The following is an 18,100-nucleotide window of genomic DNA, read 5'->3' as shown; positions in this document are numbered from 1 at the left end:
TGCTAACCTAATTTAGAGGGGGTTATGAAATTATGAATCCAGAACAATTAACTGAAAGTTTACAACAAGCCTTAACTGAGGCCCAACAAATTGCCCAAACACGGCATCATCAAGAGATCGGGGTGCCGCATCTATTTAAGTTTATGACGCAACCTGGGGAGCCGGCCCGGCAGATTTTTAGTGAAGCGGGAGCTGACTTAGATCAGTTGCAAAGCGAACTTGATCGCGAATTAGACGAAATCAGTACAGTCAGCGGCGGTAACGTTCAATATGGTCAAAGCTTTAGTAGTAGCTTAGCCACGTTAATGCAGACCGCGGAAGCTAAACGCAAGTCACTTGGTGATGATTTCTTAGCCACCGATACGGTTGTGTTAGCCTTGATGGATCAAACGGGCGATCAATTAACTCGTTATTTGACCCAGCAAGGGCTTACCGCAGGCCAGGTTAAAAATGCGGTTGATCGGATTCGGGGTGGCCAACGTGTGACGTCACGGAATCAAGAAGATCAATATCAATCTTTGGAAAAGTACGGTGTCGACTTGGTCAAAGCCGCTCGTCAAGGAAACCAAGATCCCGTTATCGGCCGTGATGAAGAAATTTTAGATGTGATTCGCATCTTATCACGTAAGACGAAGAATAATCCGGTTTTAATCGGTGAACCAGGGGTCGGGAAAACTGCGATTGTCGAAGGCCTAGCCCAACGAATTGTACGTGGGGACGTCCCATCTAACTTGAAAGATAAAACGTTATTTTCGCTTGATATGGGGGCTTTGATTGCCGGTGCCAAGTATCGTGGTGAATTTGAAGAACGATTAAAAGCTGTTTTAAAAGAGATTAAGAAGAGCGATGGGCAAATTATCATGTTCATCGATGAAATCCATAACATTGTCGGTGCGGGTAAGACTGAAGGCAGTATGGATGCCGGTAATTTGCTCAAGCCAATGTTGGCACGGGGCGAACTCCATTTGATTGGGGCCACCACACTGGATGAATATCGGCAATATCTGGAAAAAGACAAAGCGCTTGAACGTCGTTTCCAACGGGTACTCGTGGCCGAACCATCCGTCGACGATACGATCAGTATCTTACGGGGCTTAAAAGAACGGTTTGAAATCCACCATGGCGTCCGGATTCACGACAATGCGTTAGTTGCTGCGGCTAAGTTGTCGGATCGATACATTACGGATCACTTTTTACCTGACAAAGCCTTGGATCTGATCGATGAAGCGTCGGCGGAGATTCGGGTAGAAATGAACTCAAATCCCACGGAACTGGATCAGGTCAACCGTCAATTAATGCGGTTAGAAGTTGAAGCCGCGGCCTTGAAGAAAGAAACCGATGAAGCCTCTGTCAAACGGCTCGGTGACCTTCAACAGGAATTGGCCAGTGCGAAAGAAAAGCAACGGACGCTTGCCGAACGCTGGGATAGTGAGAAGAAGAGTCTGCAAGCGTTAAGTGATAAGAAGGCGGCTTTAGATCAGGCTAAGCATGATTTGGAAACCGCAGAAAGCAAGTATGATTTGGAAACGGCTGCCAAGCTGCAACATGGCACGATTCCCAAACTAGCTGATGAACTCAAACAGATGGAAGCCAATGACCACCATGCTGATTGGTTAGTGGAAGAGTCGGTGACGGCCGATCAAGTGGCTAACGTGGTATCGCGGATGACTGGGATTCCGGTCAACAAGCTGGTTGCTGGTGAACGTGAAAAGCTTTTACATCTAGCTGATAACTTGCATCAACGGGTGGTTGGTCAAGATACCGCCGTTAATGCCGTGGCCGATGCGGTTTTACGGTCACGGGCGGGATTACAAGATCCCAATCGGCCGCTAGGTTCCTTTATGTTCCTAGGCCCAACCGGGGTCGGGAAGACGGAACTAGCCAAGGCGTTAGCTGAGAACTTGTTTGATGCGGATGATCATATGGTCCGGATCGACATGAGTGAATACATGGAAAAAGCCTCAGTTTCGCGGTTAGTGGGGGCTGCTCCCGGTTATATCGGTTATGAAGAAGGTGGCCAGTTAACCGAAGCAGTTCGGCGTAACCCGTATTCAATCGTCTTATTCGATGAAATCGAAAAAGCGCATCCAGATGTGTTTAACATCTTGTTACAAGTGTTAGATGACGGGCGCTTAACGGATGGCCAAGGTCGGACGGTCGACTTTAAGAATACGATTCTGATTATGACATCTAACTTAGGGTCACAACAATTGTTGGCTGGTGTCGACGACCAAGGTCAGTTGTCCGCTGAAGCCCATGATCAGGTGATGCAGTTGGTCCAAAGTCGGTTTAAGCCAGAGTTCTTGAACCGGATCGATGATATTATCATGTTTACACCGTTACAATTGGATGCGATTGAACAAATCGTGGTGAAACTAATTGCCCGACTGTCTAACCGGTTACAAGATCGTGAAATTACGCTAAAAATTTCAGATTCAGCTAAGCAGTGGATTGCTAAGCAAGGCTACGAACCGGCCTATGGGGCGCGGCCATTACGGCGTTACATTACCAATTATGTGGAAACACCTTTGGCGAAAGAAATTATCGCCGGTCGGGTGACACCACAATCGACGGTTGAAATCAACTTATTAGATGATCATTTAGTTTTTGAAAATCAACCGGCCGATGCGGAGCAGGCTTAGTTTAAATGAAGTCGTTTTAAATTGATGATACTGATTAGGCCCCTAACTAACGATGATGACCGTTAGTTAGGGGCCTTTTTCGATGCGGACAATGTCATTTAATGCCGAATCGAACCGGCGTTTGCTATAATAGAATTAATAATAAAGTGAAAGGAGCGGTAGGATGTCCTATATTCCGTTGCAAGTGATGAGTACCTTCAGCTTGCTGCAAAGTACTAGCACAATCAAGGCCCTGGTCCAAACGGCACAGCAACAAGGTTATCCAGCCCTAGCGTTGACCGATATCAATGTGATGTACGGCAGTGTTGATTTTTATAATGCGTGTCGTCAGGCTGGCCTTAATCCGATTTTAGGGATTAATTTAAAAATCAGTGGCAGTCAGCTAGCTGAGCGTGAGTTTGGTTTGGTGGTCTTGGCCAAAGACTGGGCCGGTTATCAAAATCTGATGCAATTATCGACATTGAAGCAAACGGCAACTAGTGATGCCCCCCTGACGTTAGCGCAAGTGACCCCACACTTGGCGCATTTGGTCGTTATGACACCGGCTAAAGATAGTGAAGTCGTGGCATTACTAATGCAAGACCAACCAGCTGTGGCGGCTACTTGGGTGCAACAGGTGCAAACCGCCTGTGATCCTGAAAGCTTCTACCTGGGGGTGTCACTCGATCAATCACCCGCATTGCGGTCAACGTTAGTGGCATTTGCCGCGCAACAGAATGTACCGATTGTGGCGCTTGATCCGGTCGATTATGTCCAAGCGACAGATTACTTTTCAGTTTCCGTTTTAAGGGCCATCGCGGGGGGCCAACAGATTGATCAGCCTGAGCAGTTGCAGGATGTTGCTGGGGCGCACTATTTACGTGACCCACCAACGCTTGAAGCGGCATATGTGGCGTTGGATTTATCAGTTGCAGTCACGGCGACGGCGAAGATTGCGGCGGCCTGTCAGGTTGAGCTAGTCTTTCAAAAGCCGCAGTTACCACAATTTCCAACACCGGCTAATCAGCCGGCCAATCGGTATTTACGCCAGCTATGTGAACAAGGGCTAAATCAGCGCTTGACTGCGGCGACAGCCGACCTTGATCCGCAGCCGTATCATGATCGGCTGGATCGTGAGTTACAAGTTATTGATCAGATGGGCTTTGATGATTACTTCCTAATTGTTTGGGATGTGATGAACTATGCCCACCAGGCGAAGATTACGACCGGGCCGGGTCGGGGTTCGGCTGCTGGATCGTTAGTGGCGTATGTGCTCCGTATTACGGACGTTGATCCGCTAAAGTACGATTTGTTGTTTGAACGGTTCTTAAATGCGAAGCGCGCGAATATGCCAGATATTGATTTGGATATTCCGGATAATCGACGAGAACAAGTCTTACAGTATGTTCACGATAAGTATGGCCATGACCGTGTGGCCCAAATTATTACGTTTGGAACTTTAGCGGCTAAGCAAGCGTTACGCGATGTCGGTCGCGTCTTTGGGTTATCGACCTTTGAGATGAGTGATTGGAGCGGTGCTATTCCGAATCAGTTACACATTACTTTGGATCAGGCCTACCAAGCTTCGCGACCGTTACAAAACTTAGTGGCTGACTCTAGTAAGAATCGGCTCTTATTTGAGACGGCCCGCCGCATTGAAGGCCTGCCACGGCACTATTCAACACATGCAGCTGGGGTGGTTTTAAGTCAAGTCCCGTTGATTCAAATCGTTCCCTTGCAAGCGGGCAGTGAAACGATGCTGATGACGCAATACACGAAAGATACTGTAGAAGCCGTTGGGTTGTTAAAGATGGACTTTTTGGGCTTGCGTAACTTGTCATTAATGGCCAGTGCATTGCACTATGTTCAACGACAGACCGGGCAGCCCGTGGCGATTACGAAGATTGATCTTAATGATCCGTCCACCCTAAAGCTGTTTCAGGCGGGGGATACGACCGGGGTCTTTCAATTTGAATCAGCCGGGATTCGTAATGTTTTACGCAAGTTACATCCGGATAACTTTGAGCTAGTCGCGGCCGTCAATGCGTTATATCGGCCAGGTCCGATGGAAAATATCGATCATTTTATCGCCCGTAAGCAGGGTCGTGAACCAGTGACCTATCCAGCCCCAGAATTACAGCCAATTTTAGGCCCGACGTATGGTATTTTGGTCTACCAAGAGCAAGTCATGCAAGTGGCGGCTGTGATGGGGGGCTTTAGCTTAGGCGAAGCCGACTTGTTGCGGCGAGCGATGAGTAAGAAGAAGAAACAAGTTATCGATGAGATGCGACAAAAGTTCATTGTTGGGGCAGAACAGCAGCATTTTTCAGCGGAAGTGGCAACGCAGGTCTACCAGTATATTGAACAATTTGCCAATTATGGGTTTAACCGTTCACATGCGGTTGCTTACAGTAAAATGGCGTTTGAATTGGCTTATTTGAAGGTCCATTATCCAGGGGCATTTTTCACGTCATTGATGAATTCGATTTTGGGTAATGGTACCAAGCTCAAACAGTATCTTGCGGAAGCCAAGCAGCATCAAGTTAAGATTGTGCCCCCGGATATTAATCGTAGTGGGGCGTACTTTGATTGGGATGGTCAGGCGATTACCTTTGGCTTGAGTTCCATCAAAGGACTGCGGCGTGATTTTATTAGTGATGTGATTGCTGAGCGGACAGCGAATGGGCCGTTTAAGAGTTTACAGCAGTTGATGCAGCGGTTGGATGCCAAATGGTTAAAACCAGAATTAATGACGGCGTTGATCTATGCCGGGGCCTTAGACCACTTTGGATTAAATCGGGCGGAACTGTTGACTGGTGTCCCGGAACTGATGTCAAGTGCTGAATTAGCTGGCAATAGTCTAAGCCTCTTTGCGTCACTGGCACCTAAAATTAAGAAACAGCCGGAGCTACCTTTAGGCGAACGGTTAGCCAAGGAAGCGGCAGTTCTAGGGGCGTATGTTTCTGGGCATCCGGTGGAATCTTATAAGTGGCTGGCGCAACAACAGCAGACGAGCTTAGTGAGTGCGCTCAGTGTTGAGCAACGGGCGAAGATATTGGTCTATATTACCAAGATTCGAGTTATTCGAACCAAACGTGGTCAACAGATGGCTTTTGCTACTGGCAGTGATCTGTCCGGAGAAATCGATTTAACGATTTTTCCGAAAACGTATGAGCGCTTGCAGGCAATTTTAAAGCCGGAAACGATCGTTTTAATTAGTGGTAAAGTTGAACAACAGCGCGGATTGCAAGTGATCGTTGACCAGTGGCAATTAGCGGATCAATTTCCGGCACCCACGGGTCGTTTATTTTTGCGTTTACAACCGGAACAAGCTACGGCAGCGGTCCAAAAGCAAATCTTAACGATTTTGCGGCGCTTTAAGGGGCCTAATCCGGTTTTAATCTATTCTGTGACGGCTCGTAAGACAGTTGAACTAAATTCACAGTATTGGGTTCGAGATAATGACGATTTGATTGGAGCGCTTACAACCTTGTTAGGTCGCGATAACGTCGTCATGAAAAGCGAAACCCCTTGATGTAACAGCGTTTTCACGGGGATTTAATTTCAAAAAATAACAGACAAGTTTTATGAAAAGTGTTAAAATCACTTATGGAGTTACGAACTCAATTTATTGCCTGAGGTGAAAAAATGAAACGCATTGGTATTTTAACCAGTGGCGGCGACGCTCCTGGTATGAATGCGGCCGTTCGTGCGGTTGCTCGTAAAGCAATGGCCGAAGGGTTAGAAGCATACGGCATCAATTACGGCTTTGCCGGATTGGTTGCTGGTGACATTCATAAATTAGTGGCTGCAGATTTAGACGACGTGGTTAATGAAGGCGGCACTTTGCTGTATTCAGCCCGTTATCCAGAATTTGCACATGAAGAAGGTCAGTTAAAGGGTATCGAACAACTTAAGAAGTTCGGTATCGATGCTTTGGTCGTTATCGGTGGCGATGGCTCTTATCATGGGGCTTTACGTTTAACTGAACATGGCTACAACACAATTGGTCTTCCCGGAACAATTGATAATGATATCCCATTTACTGATTTTACGATCGGGTTTGATACGGCAGTTAACACTGACGTGGAAGCACTTGATCGGATTCATGATACGGCTCGCAGTCATGACCGGACTTTCGTTGTGGAAGTTATGGGTCGTGGCGCTGGAGACGTTGCCATGTGGGCTGGCGTTTCGGCTGGTGCCGACGCCATCGTGATTCCTGAACTTGATTGGGACATGGAAACCATCGCCAACAAGATCAAACACAATCGTGCTAACGGTCATCGTTGCAACATTGTTGTTTTGGCTGAAGGTGTGATGAGTGCCCAAGAATTTGTTGAAAAGTTGTCTGAATACGGTGACTTTGATGCACGGGCTAACACGATTGGTCATATGCAACGCGGTGGTCGTCCAACGGCCAAAGACCGGGTAATGGCTAGCAAGATGGGTGCCTATGCTATTGAACTCTTACTTAGTGGTAAGGGTGGCTTAGCAGTTGGTATCCAACACAATGAATTGGTGACGCATAACATGTTGGATCTATTTGATTCTAAGCATGAAGCTGAATTATCATTGTCGAAGTTGAATGACGAAATTTCATTCAACTAAATCGTTTTATAACTATTTTGATAAAAATGACGTTATTGTCTTTTTATAAAAAACTTTCAAGGGAGAGATTTTTCTTATGAAGAAAACCAAGATTGTTTCAACACTTGGTCCTGCCAGCACCGATACTGACACTATTGTTAAATTGATCGAAGCCGGCGCAAATATTTTCCGCTTTAACTTCTCACATGGTGATCATGCAGAACATTTGGATCGTTTAAACAAGGTTCATGAAGCTGAAAAGATTACAGGTAAGACTGTTGGTATCATGCTTGATACTAAGGGTGCTGAAATTCGGACGACCGTTCAAAAAGACGGTAAGTCTGAATACAAGATCGGCGACAAGGTTCGTATCTCAATGGACGATTCATTAGAATCAACCAAGGATAAGATTGCCGTTACCTATGATGGCCTTTATGACGATGTTCATGTTGGCGGTCATGTCCTCTTCGATGATGGTTTATTAGACATGAAGATCGACGAAAAAGACGAAGCTAACCGCGAATTGGTTACCACTGTTCAAAACGCCGGTGTTCTTGGCTCACGTAAGGGTACTAACGCTCCTGGTGTTTCTATCAACTTACCTGGGATTACTGAAAAAGACTCAAGCGATATTCGTTTCGGTTTGGATCACGAAATCAACTACATTGCTGCTTCATTCGTTCGTAAGCCACAAGATGTCTTAGACATCCGTGAATTACTTGAAGAAAAGCACATGGAACACGTACAAATCTTCCCTAAGATCGAATCTCAAGAAGGTATCGACAACGCCGATGAAATTCTTAAGGTTTGTGATGGCTTGATGGTTGCTCGTGGTGACATGGGTGTTGAAATTCCAGCCGAAAATGTTCCTTTAGTACAAAAGTCATTAATCAAGAAATGTAACGCAATGGGCATGCCTGTTATCACCGCTACTCAAATGCTTGATTCAATGCAAGAAAACCCACGTCCTACTCGTGCCGAAGCATCTGACGTTGCCAACGCTGTCTTTGACGGTACTGATGCAACAATGCTTTCTGGTGAAAGTGCTAACGGTCTTTACCCTGTTGAATCTGTTGCCATGATGGCTAAGATCGACGAAAAGGCTGAAAACACCTTAGCTGAAAACGGTTCATTACAATTAAACCGTTTTGACAAGACTAGTGTGACTGAAACCATCGGGATTGCGATTGCCCGGGCTGCTAAGAACTTAGGTATCAAGACGATTGTTGCTGCGACTGAATCTGGCTACACTGCTAAGATGATTTCGAAGTACCGTCCAGATGCTGATATCTTGGCAATCACTTTTGACGAACGGACCCAACGTGGTTTGATGGTCAACTGGGGTGTTCAACCAATCATCGCTGACAAGCCTGAAACAACTGATGACATGTTTGATTTAGCGGCTTCAAAGGCCGTTGAACTTGGCTTTGCTAAGGAAGGCGACTTAATCTTGATCACTGCCGGTGTGCCAGTTGGCGAACGCGGTACAACTAACATCATGAAGATCCAATTAATTGGTTCTAAGTTAGCTGACGGTCAAGGTGTCGGTGACGAAACTGTCATTGGCAAGGCTGTTATCGCAACTTCTGCTCAAGAAGCTATCGACAAAGCTGTTGAAGGCGGCGTCTTAGTTACTAAGACTACCGACAAAGACTACTTACCAGCAATCGAAAAGTCTAGCGCTTTAGTTGTTGAAAATGGTGGTTTAACTTCACACGCTGCCGTAGTTGGTATCTCAATGGGGATTCCAGTTATCGTTGGTGTTAAGGATGCTACTTCTGTGATTGCTGACGGTCAATTAATCACCGTTGACTCACGTCGTGGGATCGTTTACCGCGGTGCTTCAAACGCTTTATAAAATCGAATTTAATTTGATTGTGAAAAGTCGTCGCTTTGCGGCGGCTTTTTATATACATAAATCGGTCGCATGGCCGAGCTGAGGGTCGGTTAGCGGATTAAATAACGGCCAACTCTCGCTATCTGCCGTGTTTTCAGTTACAATTAAGGATACGTGAGGTGTCGTATGGAAAGTTGGCTATTTTTATTGGCAATTTTGGTGGTCGCCTGGATCGGTAAGAACCAGTCACTCCAAATTGCTACGCTAATTGTGTTAGTGATCAAATTAATTCCTAACACGAGTAAACTCTTAACTACTATTGGCCAAAAAGGAATCAATTGGGGCGTCACGGTCATTACCGTGGCAATTTTAATTCCGATTGCGACTGGTCAAATTGGGTTTCGGGACTTGTGGCATGCGTTTAAGTCACCGGTTGGCTGGATTGCCGTGGCGTGTGGTGTCTTAGTCTCAATTCTGTCTTTTCATGGGGTTGGCTTGCTGTCGGCCACACCAGAAATTACGGTAGCCTTAGTCTTCGGAACGATTATGGGAGTGGTCCTATTTAAAGGGATTGCCGCGGGACCAATTATTGCGGCTGGAATTACTTATTGTCTGATTCAAGTTTTGCATTTAAGTTTGCAATGAAATTAAGGAGTAATTAATTAATGGAAAGTATTATGGGAACCGTCGTTACGGCGAAAGTAACGGATGAAAATGATGATGCGTATTTTGTACAGGTCAACGGTGAAACGTTGTGGGTTGATAAGCAAGAAACTGAAAAGCCGTTACATATTGGTGGGTTGTATGAAGGCTTTGTTTATGAAAACGAAGATCACCATCAACAACTAACGCGCTTTATTCCAGAGATCTCGTTTGATCATTATGTTTGGGGTACGGTTGTCCGGACGCGGCATGATCTAGGGGTGTTCGTGGACGTTGGATTACCTAACAAGGACTTAGTTGTTTCACTTGATGAATTGCCAACAATTAGTCGGTTATGGCCTAAAAAAGACGACCGCTTATTGGTTAAGCTCGCTCGTGACAACAAGCAACGGCTCTGGGCGACTTTGGCTGATGCCACTTATTTTGCAGAAATTGCGACGCCGTATGATCAAAACCAAGTTAAAAACGCCGACACGATGGCAACGGTTTTTCGGCTAAAGATGGCTGGGACGTCCGTCATTACCGATGATGGTCATTTGGGCTTCGTTCATCCATCTGAACGGGAACAAGAACCGCGTTTAGGTCAACATGTGAAGGCCCGGGTCATCGGACATTTACGCGATGGCGAGTTGAATTTATCGTTAAAGCCACGCGGTTATGAAGAAATCGGCGATGATGCGCAAATGTTATTAGCATCGTTACAACATCAGGCCGATCATACGTTACCATTCTGGGATAAAAGTGACCCTGAAGATATTCGGAATTACTTTGGAATCAGCAAGTCACAATTTAAACGGGCAGTTGGTAACTTATTGAAACAACGCATCATTAGCCAACAACCGGGCGAAATCAAGTTGATTGAGGTTGACGATGACCAAGCCGAGGATTAATCAAATGATGCAGGACCAGCTCGCTGATTACCTGCATTTTTTGCGTGTTGAGCGGGGATTAGTGACGAATAGTATCAAAAGTTATCAGCAGGATCTAACTGAATTCTGCCAATACTTAATGACACAAAAGTTAACGACCTTTAAAACCGTTGACCGTTATGTGATTTTAAACTATTTACAAGTGTTGGATGAAGCCGGCAAGTCACGTAATACGATTATTCATACGGTATCGAGTTTACGCAAGTTTTTCCAGTATTTGGCACAACGGCACCAGGTCGATAGCGATCCAATGTTAAAGATTGATACCCCCAAACGGGCCCAACATTTACCGCAAGTCTTGTCGGCCCATGAAGTGGAACGCTTATTGGCCGTACCGCGGCTGGATACACCGCTAGGCTTGCGTGATCGCGCATTACTGGAAGTGATGTATGCGACTGGTTTACGGGTCAGTGAAACCATTAATTTGAAAATGGCCGATTTACATCTGGATTTAGGGCTGATTCAAACGATTGGTAAAGGTGATAAGGAACGGATCATTCCAATTGGTGATGTGGCGATTGAGTTTGTGGAGCGTTATTTAAAGACGGCGCGACCAAAGTTAGCGACGCCCAAGCGGCGCAACCCGTATATCTTTTTGAATAATCACGGCGGTCAGTTAACGCGTCAGGGCGTTTGGAAAAACTTAAAGGCGTTAGTTAAAGCGGCCGGCATTGAGAAAAATGTGACCCCGCATACATTGCGGCATTCCTTTGCGACCCACATCTTAGAAAATGGGGCTGATTTGCGCGTGGTTCAAGAATTACTGGGGCACGCCGACATCTCAACGACGCAGATTTATACGCATATTACGAAGAAACGCTTGGCGGAAGTTTATAATAAATATCATCCCCGTGCTTAGTTAGGAGGTTGATGATGCTCGTTAAATATCGAAAAGATTATGAGAAAGTGGCCATGGGCTTACTGTCATTTATTCCGGACTTTAAGGATCTCGCCCATTTACAAACTGAGATGCAGTGGTATCAAGCGACTAGTAATCATCAGTTGTTTTTGTGGCGCCGGCCAGACGGTGACTTTAGTGGGGTAATTGGGATTGAAGTTGGTTCTGACTTTGTCCTAGTTCATCATGACTCATTGTCACCCGAAGAACGTAAGCCGGCCAATCAGCGCCAGATGTTGGATGAATTGGCCGCGTTATTTCCAGATAAACGGGTGATGGGCACTTTAGAGATGGCCCCAATTATTGGTGAATGGGAGCGCAATCGTGACAAACAACAAACAACCGATCACAATTAAGATTTCAGAATTTGAAGGACCATTAGATTTATTGCTGCATTTGATTCGGCAAAACAAGATGGATATTTATGACATTCCGATTGCCGATATCACCCAGCAGTACTTAGATTATTTGCATTCGATGCAGGCGTTGCAGTTGGATATTGCTGGTGATTATTTAGTGATGGCAGCAACTTTGATGACGATTAAAAGTCGTTATTTGTTGCCACAGCCGGCGCCAGATCCCGAAGAAGACGACAGTGATGCTGAAGATCCACGGGATTCGTTAGTTGCTGAATTGTTGGCTTACAAAGTCTATCAAGAGGCTGCGGGAGAACTACGGGTCAAAGAACAAGCTCGCCATCAGCATTTTACGCGCGGCGCGATGTTGGTACCAACCGATGTTGCCACACCAACGCTAACGGCAGGTATCACGGTCGCTGATTTACAAACGGCTTTTCGCCAGCTGGTTGCTAAGCGGCGCCGGGCGCGACCATTGACACGTACCGTCACTGCGGACCCCATCAATATTGAAGATCGCATGCAGCAAATCACGACCCAACTTAAGCACCATCCCCATGAAACAGATTTTACGGCATTGTTTACGGCCGACGCGAGCGACGAGATGCTGGTCACTACCTTTATGGCCGTGCTAGAATTAACGAAACAAGCCCGGGTCACGCTCGTACAAGCGACCGTCATGGGGCCGATTCAGTTATATTTACGACAGGATGAACAAGATGACAAATAGTGAACAGATTGAAGGCTTGCTCTTTGTAGCAGGCGATGAAGGGATTACCGTAGCCGAGATTGAACATGCGACGGGGTTTGCCAAACCAGCAATTAATACCCTTTTGACGGATTTAGCCGCAAAGTATGCGCAGGATGCAGATAGTGCGTTGATGATTTTGTCAACGGCTAATACGTACCGATTAGCGACAAAGGCCGATGTTGCGGGTGTTTTAAAGAAATATTTTGAAGCCCCCTTGTCAACAAGCCTATCGCAGGCCTCGCTAGAAGTTTTGGCAATCATTGCGTATCGTCAACCACTGACGCGAATTGAGATTGATGAGATTCGTGGGGTTCAAAGTGGGTCGACGATTCAAAAGCTGGTTTTACGTCAGTTAGTGACGGAGACTGGTCGTTTAAGTGAGCCTGGGCGGCCGATTTTATATGGTACGACGGAACTGTTTTTGGACTACTTTGGGCTAAAGTCCTTAGATGACTTACCCGCAATTGATTTAGCAGCGTTAACAGATACGGAACACCCCGCCCCAGAGACTGATTTATTTTTAACAGCCTTTCAGGATAAGCTAGCGGGGACGGACCACAAAGAGAGCGAGGAAAAATAATGGCAGAACGGTTACAAAAAGTGATGGCCGAAGCCGGGATCGCATCCCGCCGGAAGTCAGAAGTCTTGATTACATCAGGGCACGTTCGAGTGAATGGTAAAGCAGTAACGACCCTCGGGGTTAAAGTTGACCCCACTGATCATGTTGAAGTTGATGGCGTGCCGCTGTTGGCTGAAAAACCCGTGTATTATTTGTTTTACAAGCCACGAGGGGTTGTCACCACGGTTCACGATGAAAAGGGTCGTAAGACGGTGATGGACTTCTTTAAGGATGTCCCAGAACGAATCTATCCGGTTGGTCGATTGGATTATGATACATCGGGGCTTTTGATCATGACGAATGATGGTGCTTTGGCTAATCGGTTGACCCATCCGAAGTATGAAGTGAAGAAGACCTACTTGGCTAAAGTCGAAGGTGTCCCAACGAATGCTGATTTGAAACAGTTACGTTTAGGGGTCGAAATTGATGGCCGCAAGACGGCACCGGCTAAGTCGAACTTATTGGATAGTGACCAAAAGAAAAATAACGCCTTAGTCCAATTGACGATTCATGAAGGCCATAACCACCAAGTTAAGCATATGCTAGCGGCCGTGGGACATCCCGTGACGAAGCTGAAACGGGAGCGTTACGGTATCTTAGACTTGCAAAGTTTGCAGCCGGGGGAGTATCGTAAATTAAAGCCAATTGAGATTAGTAAGCTAAAAGGTGAAAGATAGCGCTTGCATTATTGGTCGAAATTGGTTAAACTGTAGTTGTTAAAAAATTTTATATTGGTTCATCTTCAGGGCAGGGTGTGATTCCCGACCGGTGGTTAAAGCCCACGACCTATGAGTCTATAGTGATTTGGTGTAATTCCAAAGCCGACAGTTAAAGTCTGGTATAAAGAAGATCGAGCTTATTTGACATAAACTTGCAAATAACTTGCCCTGATATCGTGAAAACGTTTTCAGTGCGAGCTTTTTTGATGCTTATGGCAATGCGGTTCATTGAAGATGACCCATAGGAGGGTGCGTTATGCAACAAACAACGTTACGCCGACTAGTGGGCATTGCCTTGCTCGGCGCGTGTGCATATATTGTCATGTTACTAGAATTCCCAATCATTCCGATTGCGTCATGGATGAAGATTGATTTTTCGGATATTCCGATTTTAATTGGGTTATTCTTGTACGGAATGGGTGGTGCCTTTGCCATCACACTGGTTAAATTGGTCTTACATTCTGCCACTATGGGCTTTGCGATTCCAGACTTGATTGGTTCGCTAGCTAGTTTCATGGGTTCGGCCATTTTGATCATTGCGTTTGCCATCGTTTTACGGTATTACCATGGTGATCAAAAGTGGCGGATGCCGATTGCCATCGGTTTAGCGACCGTGGGGTTAGTGGTGATCGAGTCGTTAGCTAATTTAACTTTTGTGTTGCCGTTCTATATGCAGGTTATGGGGATGAAACTGAGTGTTTCTTTGAATGCTTTAGTTTTAATTGCCGTGGTGCCGTTCAATCTGATTAAGGGATTGTTAGTGGGCAACGTCTTTTGGTTAGTTTATAACCGCTTGGCGAAATGGCTAGGTAATCAAAACCAATTGATGAGCCGCGTTTAAAAAAACGACAATTTGAAGCGTTAACGTCACTGGCGTTAACGCTTTTTTATGCTATGCTGAAAGCACGATGTTTTTTTGAGAGGACGGTGACCAGCATGTTTGCCGACTATGTTTTATTATTGTTTACGACTGAACCGCGTCGTGCTAAAGCATTATTCAATGTTTGCCGCGGACGGCGAACGGTTTCAACATTATTTGCCGGGTTAACGGCTGATCGGCTGGCTTGGCTTGATAGCTGGCATGGCGTGCCATTAAGTAAATTTGAAGCTGCGGCCGCTGAATTAGTTCAAGCGGGTTGGTTACAGGTTCCGGCACCGGGTTATTTACAAGTGACTCCCGCTGGTGCTGCCCAGCAAACAAAATTAAGGCAGCAGTTATATCAACCAATTGCCTGGACGCAATTTCAGCAAGTGGATGTGCGGCGGTTCAATGTGCTAAATCAATTGGCGTTACAAGTGGTGTCGGAATTCAGTCATCAGGCGAATCGCTACTATCCGGTGACAACCGATCGCGGGATGCAAGCCACCGTTAAGTTGTGGTTTCGACGCTGGCATTCGCCGCAATTAGTGCCACAAGTCGTGGCGGAACTGACTGGCTTTTTGGCGACCTTGCCTAGTCCATTGGCCGATGTCTTTGCCAACAGCTTAACGGGTTTTGACTTTCCGGGTCAGACGGATCAGCAGCTGGCCCAGTTGTTTCAACGAACACCAGTTGAAATTTTAGTGATGCGTAAGGATTTAAATTGTCGTTGGATTGATTGGTTACGGCAACAGCCAACTGGTCCCTTAGCGGCCTTATTGCAGCCGCTGGTTAAAGCTAATCCGGTCAGCGTGAGTGCTTGGCAAACTTATCAAGACTTTAAGCAGGGCGCCAGCTTGGCACAGGTTGCCACGCGGCGGCGCTTAAAAATGAGCACCGTGCGTGAACATTTGTTGGAAGCGGCGATTTTAACCCCAACGTTTCCGTTTGAACAACTATTGCCACCGGAGCTGTGTCAGCTGCTAGCGGCGACTTATGCGCAAACGCCGAGTTTAACACAATGGCGCTTTGAACAAGTTCAAGCAGTAGCGCCTGATTTAGACTTCTTTTATTTTCGACTTTATCAGATAATGAGGTGTCAACGTGCAGCAGACTGAAATTTATCAGCTTCTAAAACAAAAATACGGCTTTGATGAGTTTCGACCAGGTCAATATGACGTTATTAGTGATCTGCTGGCTGGTCAGGATGTACTCGCCGTATTACCGACTGGAACGGGCAAGTCATTGATCTATCAATTTATTGGGACCGTGTTACCAGGTTTAGTGGTCGTGGTTTCACCTTTAATTTCGCTGATGCAAGATCAGGTAGCGCGGCTGAACTATCAGGGTGAAAAGCGGGTGGCGGCCTTAACGTCACAAGTAGACTTCAAGACTCGCCAAACGGTCTTAAATCAGCTGGCTAGTCTGAATTACTTATTCGTCTCACCAGAGATGCTGAAGCAACCCTTAGTTTTGTCAGCGTTACAAACCGTTCAACTGGCCTTATTCGTGGTGGATGAAGCCCATTGTATTTCAACTTGGGGACCAGACTTTCGCCCAGATTATCTCGGCTTGGGGACTCTAAAGCAGCAATTAGATCAGCCACTGACCCTGATGTTAACCGCGACGGCGACTAAAGCTGTTCGCCAAGATATTTTGACGCAAATGCAGGTACCACAAGCTAAAGAAGTGGTTTATTCCGTTAATCGGCCCAATATTTATCTAGCTGTGGAGACGGTCAATGATGAAGCTGATAAGCGGGCCCGGCTACAACAGCTTGTGACGACGACCGCCACACCAGCCATTATTTATTTTAGTTCTAAAAAACAGACTGACTTGATTGCCGATTGGCTACGTGAGACCACGGGCTTACGCGTGGCAGCGTATCATGCGGGGCTATCAGGTGAGAGCCGCTTTAAGATTCAGCAACAGTTTATGGCCGATCAACTGGATATTATCTGTGCCACGTCAGCTTTTGGGATGGGAATCAATAAGGCCGACATTCGATTAGTCGTCCATTACCATTTACCAACGACGTTAGCTGATTATGTGCAAGAAATTGGTCGAGCCGGTCGGGATGATCAGCAGTCTTTAGCGGTGTTACTCTATGCACCGGGGGATGAACAATTGGTTCGTAATCTAAATGATTTAACAGCCGCTAGTGCTAATGAAATCCAGTTAGATTATCAACGGTTTCAACATCATCAAAAACCCATCGATGATTTAGCTCAGGTCTTGCAGTTTTACTGGGAGCACCAGTATTCAGTTGACGCGGTCGTCACACGTTTTAATCAACGGCAACGGGCTAAAGCAACGGAGTTAAACCAACTGATGGCTTACGTCCAGACGACGACTTGTCGCCGGGCAGCAATGCTAGCTTATTTTGATGAACCGGCACCAGCACATACAGCGACCTGCTGCCAACTAGCGGGGAGCGGGTTGCCAGTTACGGCACTAGGCTTACAAGCAACGGTTAAGACGGTCGCGGCAACGGTTACACCGTGGTCAACGGTGTTGGATCAGCTGTTTTTACAAAATTCTTAAAGAAATTGATTAGGCGTTATGTTACAATATTTGATGAAAGTTTTTTGAGGAGGAACACCCTATGAGTCAAAAAAATGATGATAAGCAGTCTCAAGATAAGAAACCTTGGGACAAAACTTTTGAAGACGATCGGGATGATTCGGGCAATTTGTCGCGAACTCAAAAACGTAAGCAAGATAGTAGCAATTCAACGTTAACCACCGTTTTAGTGGTTTTAATTTTGTTGCTCGCCCTAGCGCCCATTGGCTATTTCTTGGTGCGCAAAAATTCGCTCAATAATCCGCAACAGACGGAACAGGTCGCTAGTTCCAGCAAAAAAGCGTCCCGTTCGACCGTCGCTAAAGCCTCTTCAAAAGCCGCTGCCAAAAAAAGCCAGTCGGTGGCAGCCGCTAAGAAAAAAGCAGCCGCTAAAAAGAAAAGTAGTCTAGCAGTTGCCAGTTCCAAAACCAAGGCTAACTCAACCAGTAGTGCTAGTACCACTGATGAAAGCAGCAGTTCCGCGAGTACGGCTAGTAGCAGTAGTTCGCAAAAGAGCAGCAGTTCATCAGCCACTGGTAGTAAGTATGTAACGGTTGAAGCTGGTCAAGGGGTTTATCGGGTTGCAACCAATGCTGGAATTTCAGTTGATAAGTTATTAGAACTTAATGGGTTGTCGTCCGGTTCAACCATTTCGGCTGGTCAACGGTTACGTGTCCGTTAAAAAACACGATTTTT

Annotated in this window: 15 protein-coding genes and 1 riboswitch; all 15 genes read left to right on the top strand. The window is 46.1% G+C overall.

The features are described 5' to 3' along the window. Nucleotides 1-32 precede the first annotated feature (32 nt). Nucleotides 33-2,642: an ATP-dependent chaperone ClpB gene (clpB, locus tag FFM80_RS06350; protein WP_137640044.1), complete on the top strand. Its 2,610-nt coding sequence runs from the start codon at nucleotides 33-35 to the stop codon at nucleotides 2,640-2,642. 163 nt (nucleotides 2,643-2,805) lie between these two features. Then, a complete protein-coding gene (dnaE, locus tag FFM80_RS06345) occupies nucleotides 2,806-6,156 on the top strand; it encodes a DNA polymerase III subunit alpha (protein ID WP_137640043.1) in 3,351 nt (1,116 codons plus the stop codon). Nucleotides 6,157-6,269: 113 nt separating this feature from the next. After that, complete coding sequence (gene pfkA, locus FFM80_RS06340) at nucleotides 6,270-7,232, top strand: 6-phosphofructokinase (RefSeq protein ID WP_137634069.1); 963 nt, start codon at nucleotides 6,270-6,272, stop codon at nucleotides 7,230-7,232. A gap of 76 nt (nucleotides 7,233-7,308) precedes the next feature. Further along, nucleotides 7,309-9,069 carry a pyruvate kinase gene (gene pyk / locus FFM80_RS06335; RefSeq protein WP_137640042.1) on the top strand — a complete coding sequence of 587 codons (1,761 nt, stop codon included), beginning with the start codon at nucleotides 7,309-7,311 and terminating at the stop codon, nucleotides 9,067-9,069. A 165-nt stretch (nucleotides 9,070-9,234) separates the two neighbouring features. Beyond that, on the top strand, nucleotides 9,235-9,693 hold the full coding sequence (locus FFM80_RS06330; RefSeq protein WP_137640041.1) for a DUF441 domain-containing protein: 459 nt from the start codon (nucleotides 9,235-9,237) through the stop codon (nucleotides 9,691-9,693). Nucleotides 9,694-9,713: 20 nt separating this feature from the next. Next, nucleotides 9,714-10,601 carry a CvfB family protein gene (locus FFM80_RS06325; protein WP_137640040.1) on the top strand — a complete coding sequence of 296 codons (888 nt, stop codon included), beginning with the start codon at nucleotides 9,714-9,716 and terminating at the stop codon, nucleotides 10,599-10,601. A 7-nt stretch (nucleotides 10,602-10,608) separates the two neighbouring features. Then, nucleotides 10,609-11,499: a site-specific tyrosine recombinase XerD gene (xerD, locus tag FFM80_RS06320; RefSeq protein WP_137640086.1), complete on the top strand. Its 891-nt coding sequence runs from the start codon at nucleotides 10,609-10,611 to the stop codon at nucleotides 11,497-11,499. Between the two features lie 14 nt (nucleotides 11,500-11,513). Further along, nucleotides 11,514-11,894 (top strand): N-acetyltransferase, encoded by a 381-nt coding sequence (locus FFM80_RS06315; protein WP_137640039.1) that lies wholly within the window; start codon nucleotides 11,514-11,516, stop codon nucleotides 11,892-11,894. Continuing rightward, complete coding sequence (locus tag FFM80_RS06310; protein ID WP_379853074.1) at nucleotides 11,863-12,624, top strand: segregation and condensation protein A; 762 nt, start codon at nucleotides 11,863-11,865, stop codon at nucleotides 12,622-12,624. Before FFM80_RS06315 ends, FFM80_RS06310 begins: the two co-directional genes overlap by 32 nt. Then, nucleotides 12,614-13,225 (top strand): SMC-Scp complex subunit ScpB, encoded by a 612-nt coding sequence (gene scpB, locus FFM80_RS06305; protein ID WP_137640038.1) that lies wholly within the window; start codon nucleotides 12,614-12,616, stop codon nucleotides 13,223-13,225. Before FFM80_RS06310 ends, scpB begins: the two co-directional genes overlap by 11 nt. Then, on the top strand, nucleotides 13,225-13,941 hold the full coding sequence (locus tag FFM80_RS06300; RefSeq protein ID WP_137634075.1) for a pseudouridine synthase: 717 nt from the start codon (nucleotides 13,225-13,227) through the stop codon (nucleotides 13,939-13,941). Before scpB ends, FFM80_RS06300 begins: the two co-directional genes overlap by 1 nt. A gap of 57 nt (nucleotides 13,942-13,998) precedes the next feature. Further along, nucleotides 13,999-14,119, top strand: a riboswitch (FMN riboswitch). A gap of 120 nt (nucleotides 14,120-14,239) precedes the next feature. Then, entirely contained in the window at nucleotides 14,240-14,824 is a 585-nt protein-coding gene (locus FFM80_RS06295) for an ECF transporter S component (RefSeq protein WP_137640037.1), read from the top strand. Nucleotides 14,825-14,919: 95 nt separating this feature from the next. After that, nucleotides 14,920-15,960 (top strand): YpbB family protein, encoded by a 1,041-nt coding sequence (locus FFM80_RS06290; protein ID WP_137640036.1) that lies wholly within the window; start codon nucleotides 14,920-14,922, stop codon nucleotides 15,958-15,960. Beyond that, complete coding sequence (locus FFM80_RS06285; protein ID WP_137640035.1) at nucleotides 15,947-17,386, top strand: RecQ family ATP-dependent DNA helicase; 1,440 nt, start codon at nucleotides 15,947-15,949, stop codon at nucleotides 17,384-17,386. The genes FFM80_RS06290 and FFM80_RS06285 overlap by 14 nt, the downstream gene beginning before the upstream one ends. A 61-nt stretch (nucleotides 17,387-17,447) precedes the next feature. After that, nucleotides 17,448-18,086 carry a LysM peptidoglycan-binding domain-containing protein gene (locus FFM80_RS06280; protein ID WP_137640034.1) on the top strand — a complete coding sequence of 213 codons (639 nt, stop codon included), beginning with the start codon at nucleotides 17,448-17,450 and terminating at the stop codon, nucleotides 18,084-18,086. The last annotated feature ends 14 nt before the right edge of the window (nucleotides 18,087-18,100 follow it).

This window comes from Lactiplantibacillus dongliensis (assembly GCF_005405105.1).
Lineage (GTDB): Bacteria > Bacillota > Bacilli > Lactobacillales > Lactobacillaceae > Lactiplantibacillus > Lactiplantibacillus dongliensis.
The sequence above is the reverse complement of the archived record's forward strand: the minus strand, read 5'-3'. Positions and strand labels throughout refer to the sequence as shown.

What these genes read in the sequence shown, in the direction of transcription:
- FFM80_RS06290 (WP_137640036.1), top strand. Translation starts at nt 14,920, where the DNA reads ATGTTTGCCGACTATGTTTTATTATTGTTTACGACTGAACCGCGTCGT.
- FFM80_RS06300 (WP_137634075.1), top strand. Translation starts at nt 13,225, where the DNA reads ATGGCAGAACGGTTACAAAAAGTGATGGCCGAAGCCGGGATCGCATCC.
- clpB (WP_137640044.1), top strand. Translation starts at nt 33, where the DNA reads ATGAATCCAGAACAATTAACTGAAAGTTTACAACAAGCCTTAACTGAG.
- FFM80_RS06325 (WP_137640040.1), top strand. Translation starts at nt 9,714, where the DNA reads ATGGAAAGTATTATGGGAACCGTCGTTACGGCGAAAGTAACGGATGAA.
- FFM80_RS06295 (WP_137640037.1), top strand. Translation starts at nt 14,240, where the DNA reads ATGCAACAAACAACGTTACGCCGACTAGTGGGCATTGCCTTGCTCGGC.
- pfkA (WP_137634069.1), top strand. Translation starts at nt 6,270, where the DNA reads ATGAAACGCATTGGTATTTTAACCAGTGGCGGCGACGCTCCTGGTATG.
- FFM80_RS06330 (WP_137640041.1), top strand. Translation starts at nt 9,235, where the DNA reads ATGGAAAGTTGGCTATTTTTATTGGCAATTTTGGTGGTCGCCTGGATC.
- xerD (WP_137640086.1), top strand. Translation starts at nt 10,609, where the DNA reads ATGCAGGACCAGCTCGCTGATTACCTGCATTTTTTGCGTGTTGAGCGG.
- dnaE (WP_137640043.1), top strand. Translation starts at nt 2,806, where the DNA reads ATGTCCTATATTCCGTTGCAAGTGATGAGTACCTTCAGCTTGCTGCAA.
- FFM80_RS06315 (WP_137640039.1), top strand. Translation starts at nt 11,514, where the DNA reads ATGCTCGTTAAATATCGAAAAGATTATGAGAAAGTGGCCATGGGCTTA.
- pyk (WP_137640042.1), top strand. Translation starts at nt 7,309, where the DNA reads ATGAAGAAAACCAAGATTGTTTCAACACTTGGTCCTGCCAGCACCGAT.
- FFM80_RS06280 (WP_137640034.1), top strand. Translation starts at nt 17,448, where the DNA reads ATGAGTCAAAAAAATGATGATAAGCAGTCTCAAGATAAGAAACCTTGG.
- scpB (WP_137640038.1), top strand. Translation starts at nt 12,614, where the DNA reads ATGACAAATAGTGAACAGATTGAAGGCTTGCTCTTTGTAGCAGGCGAT.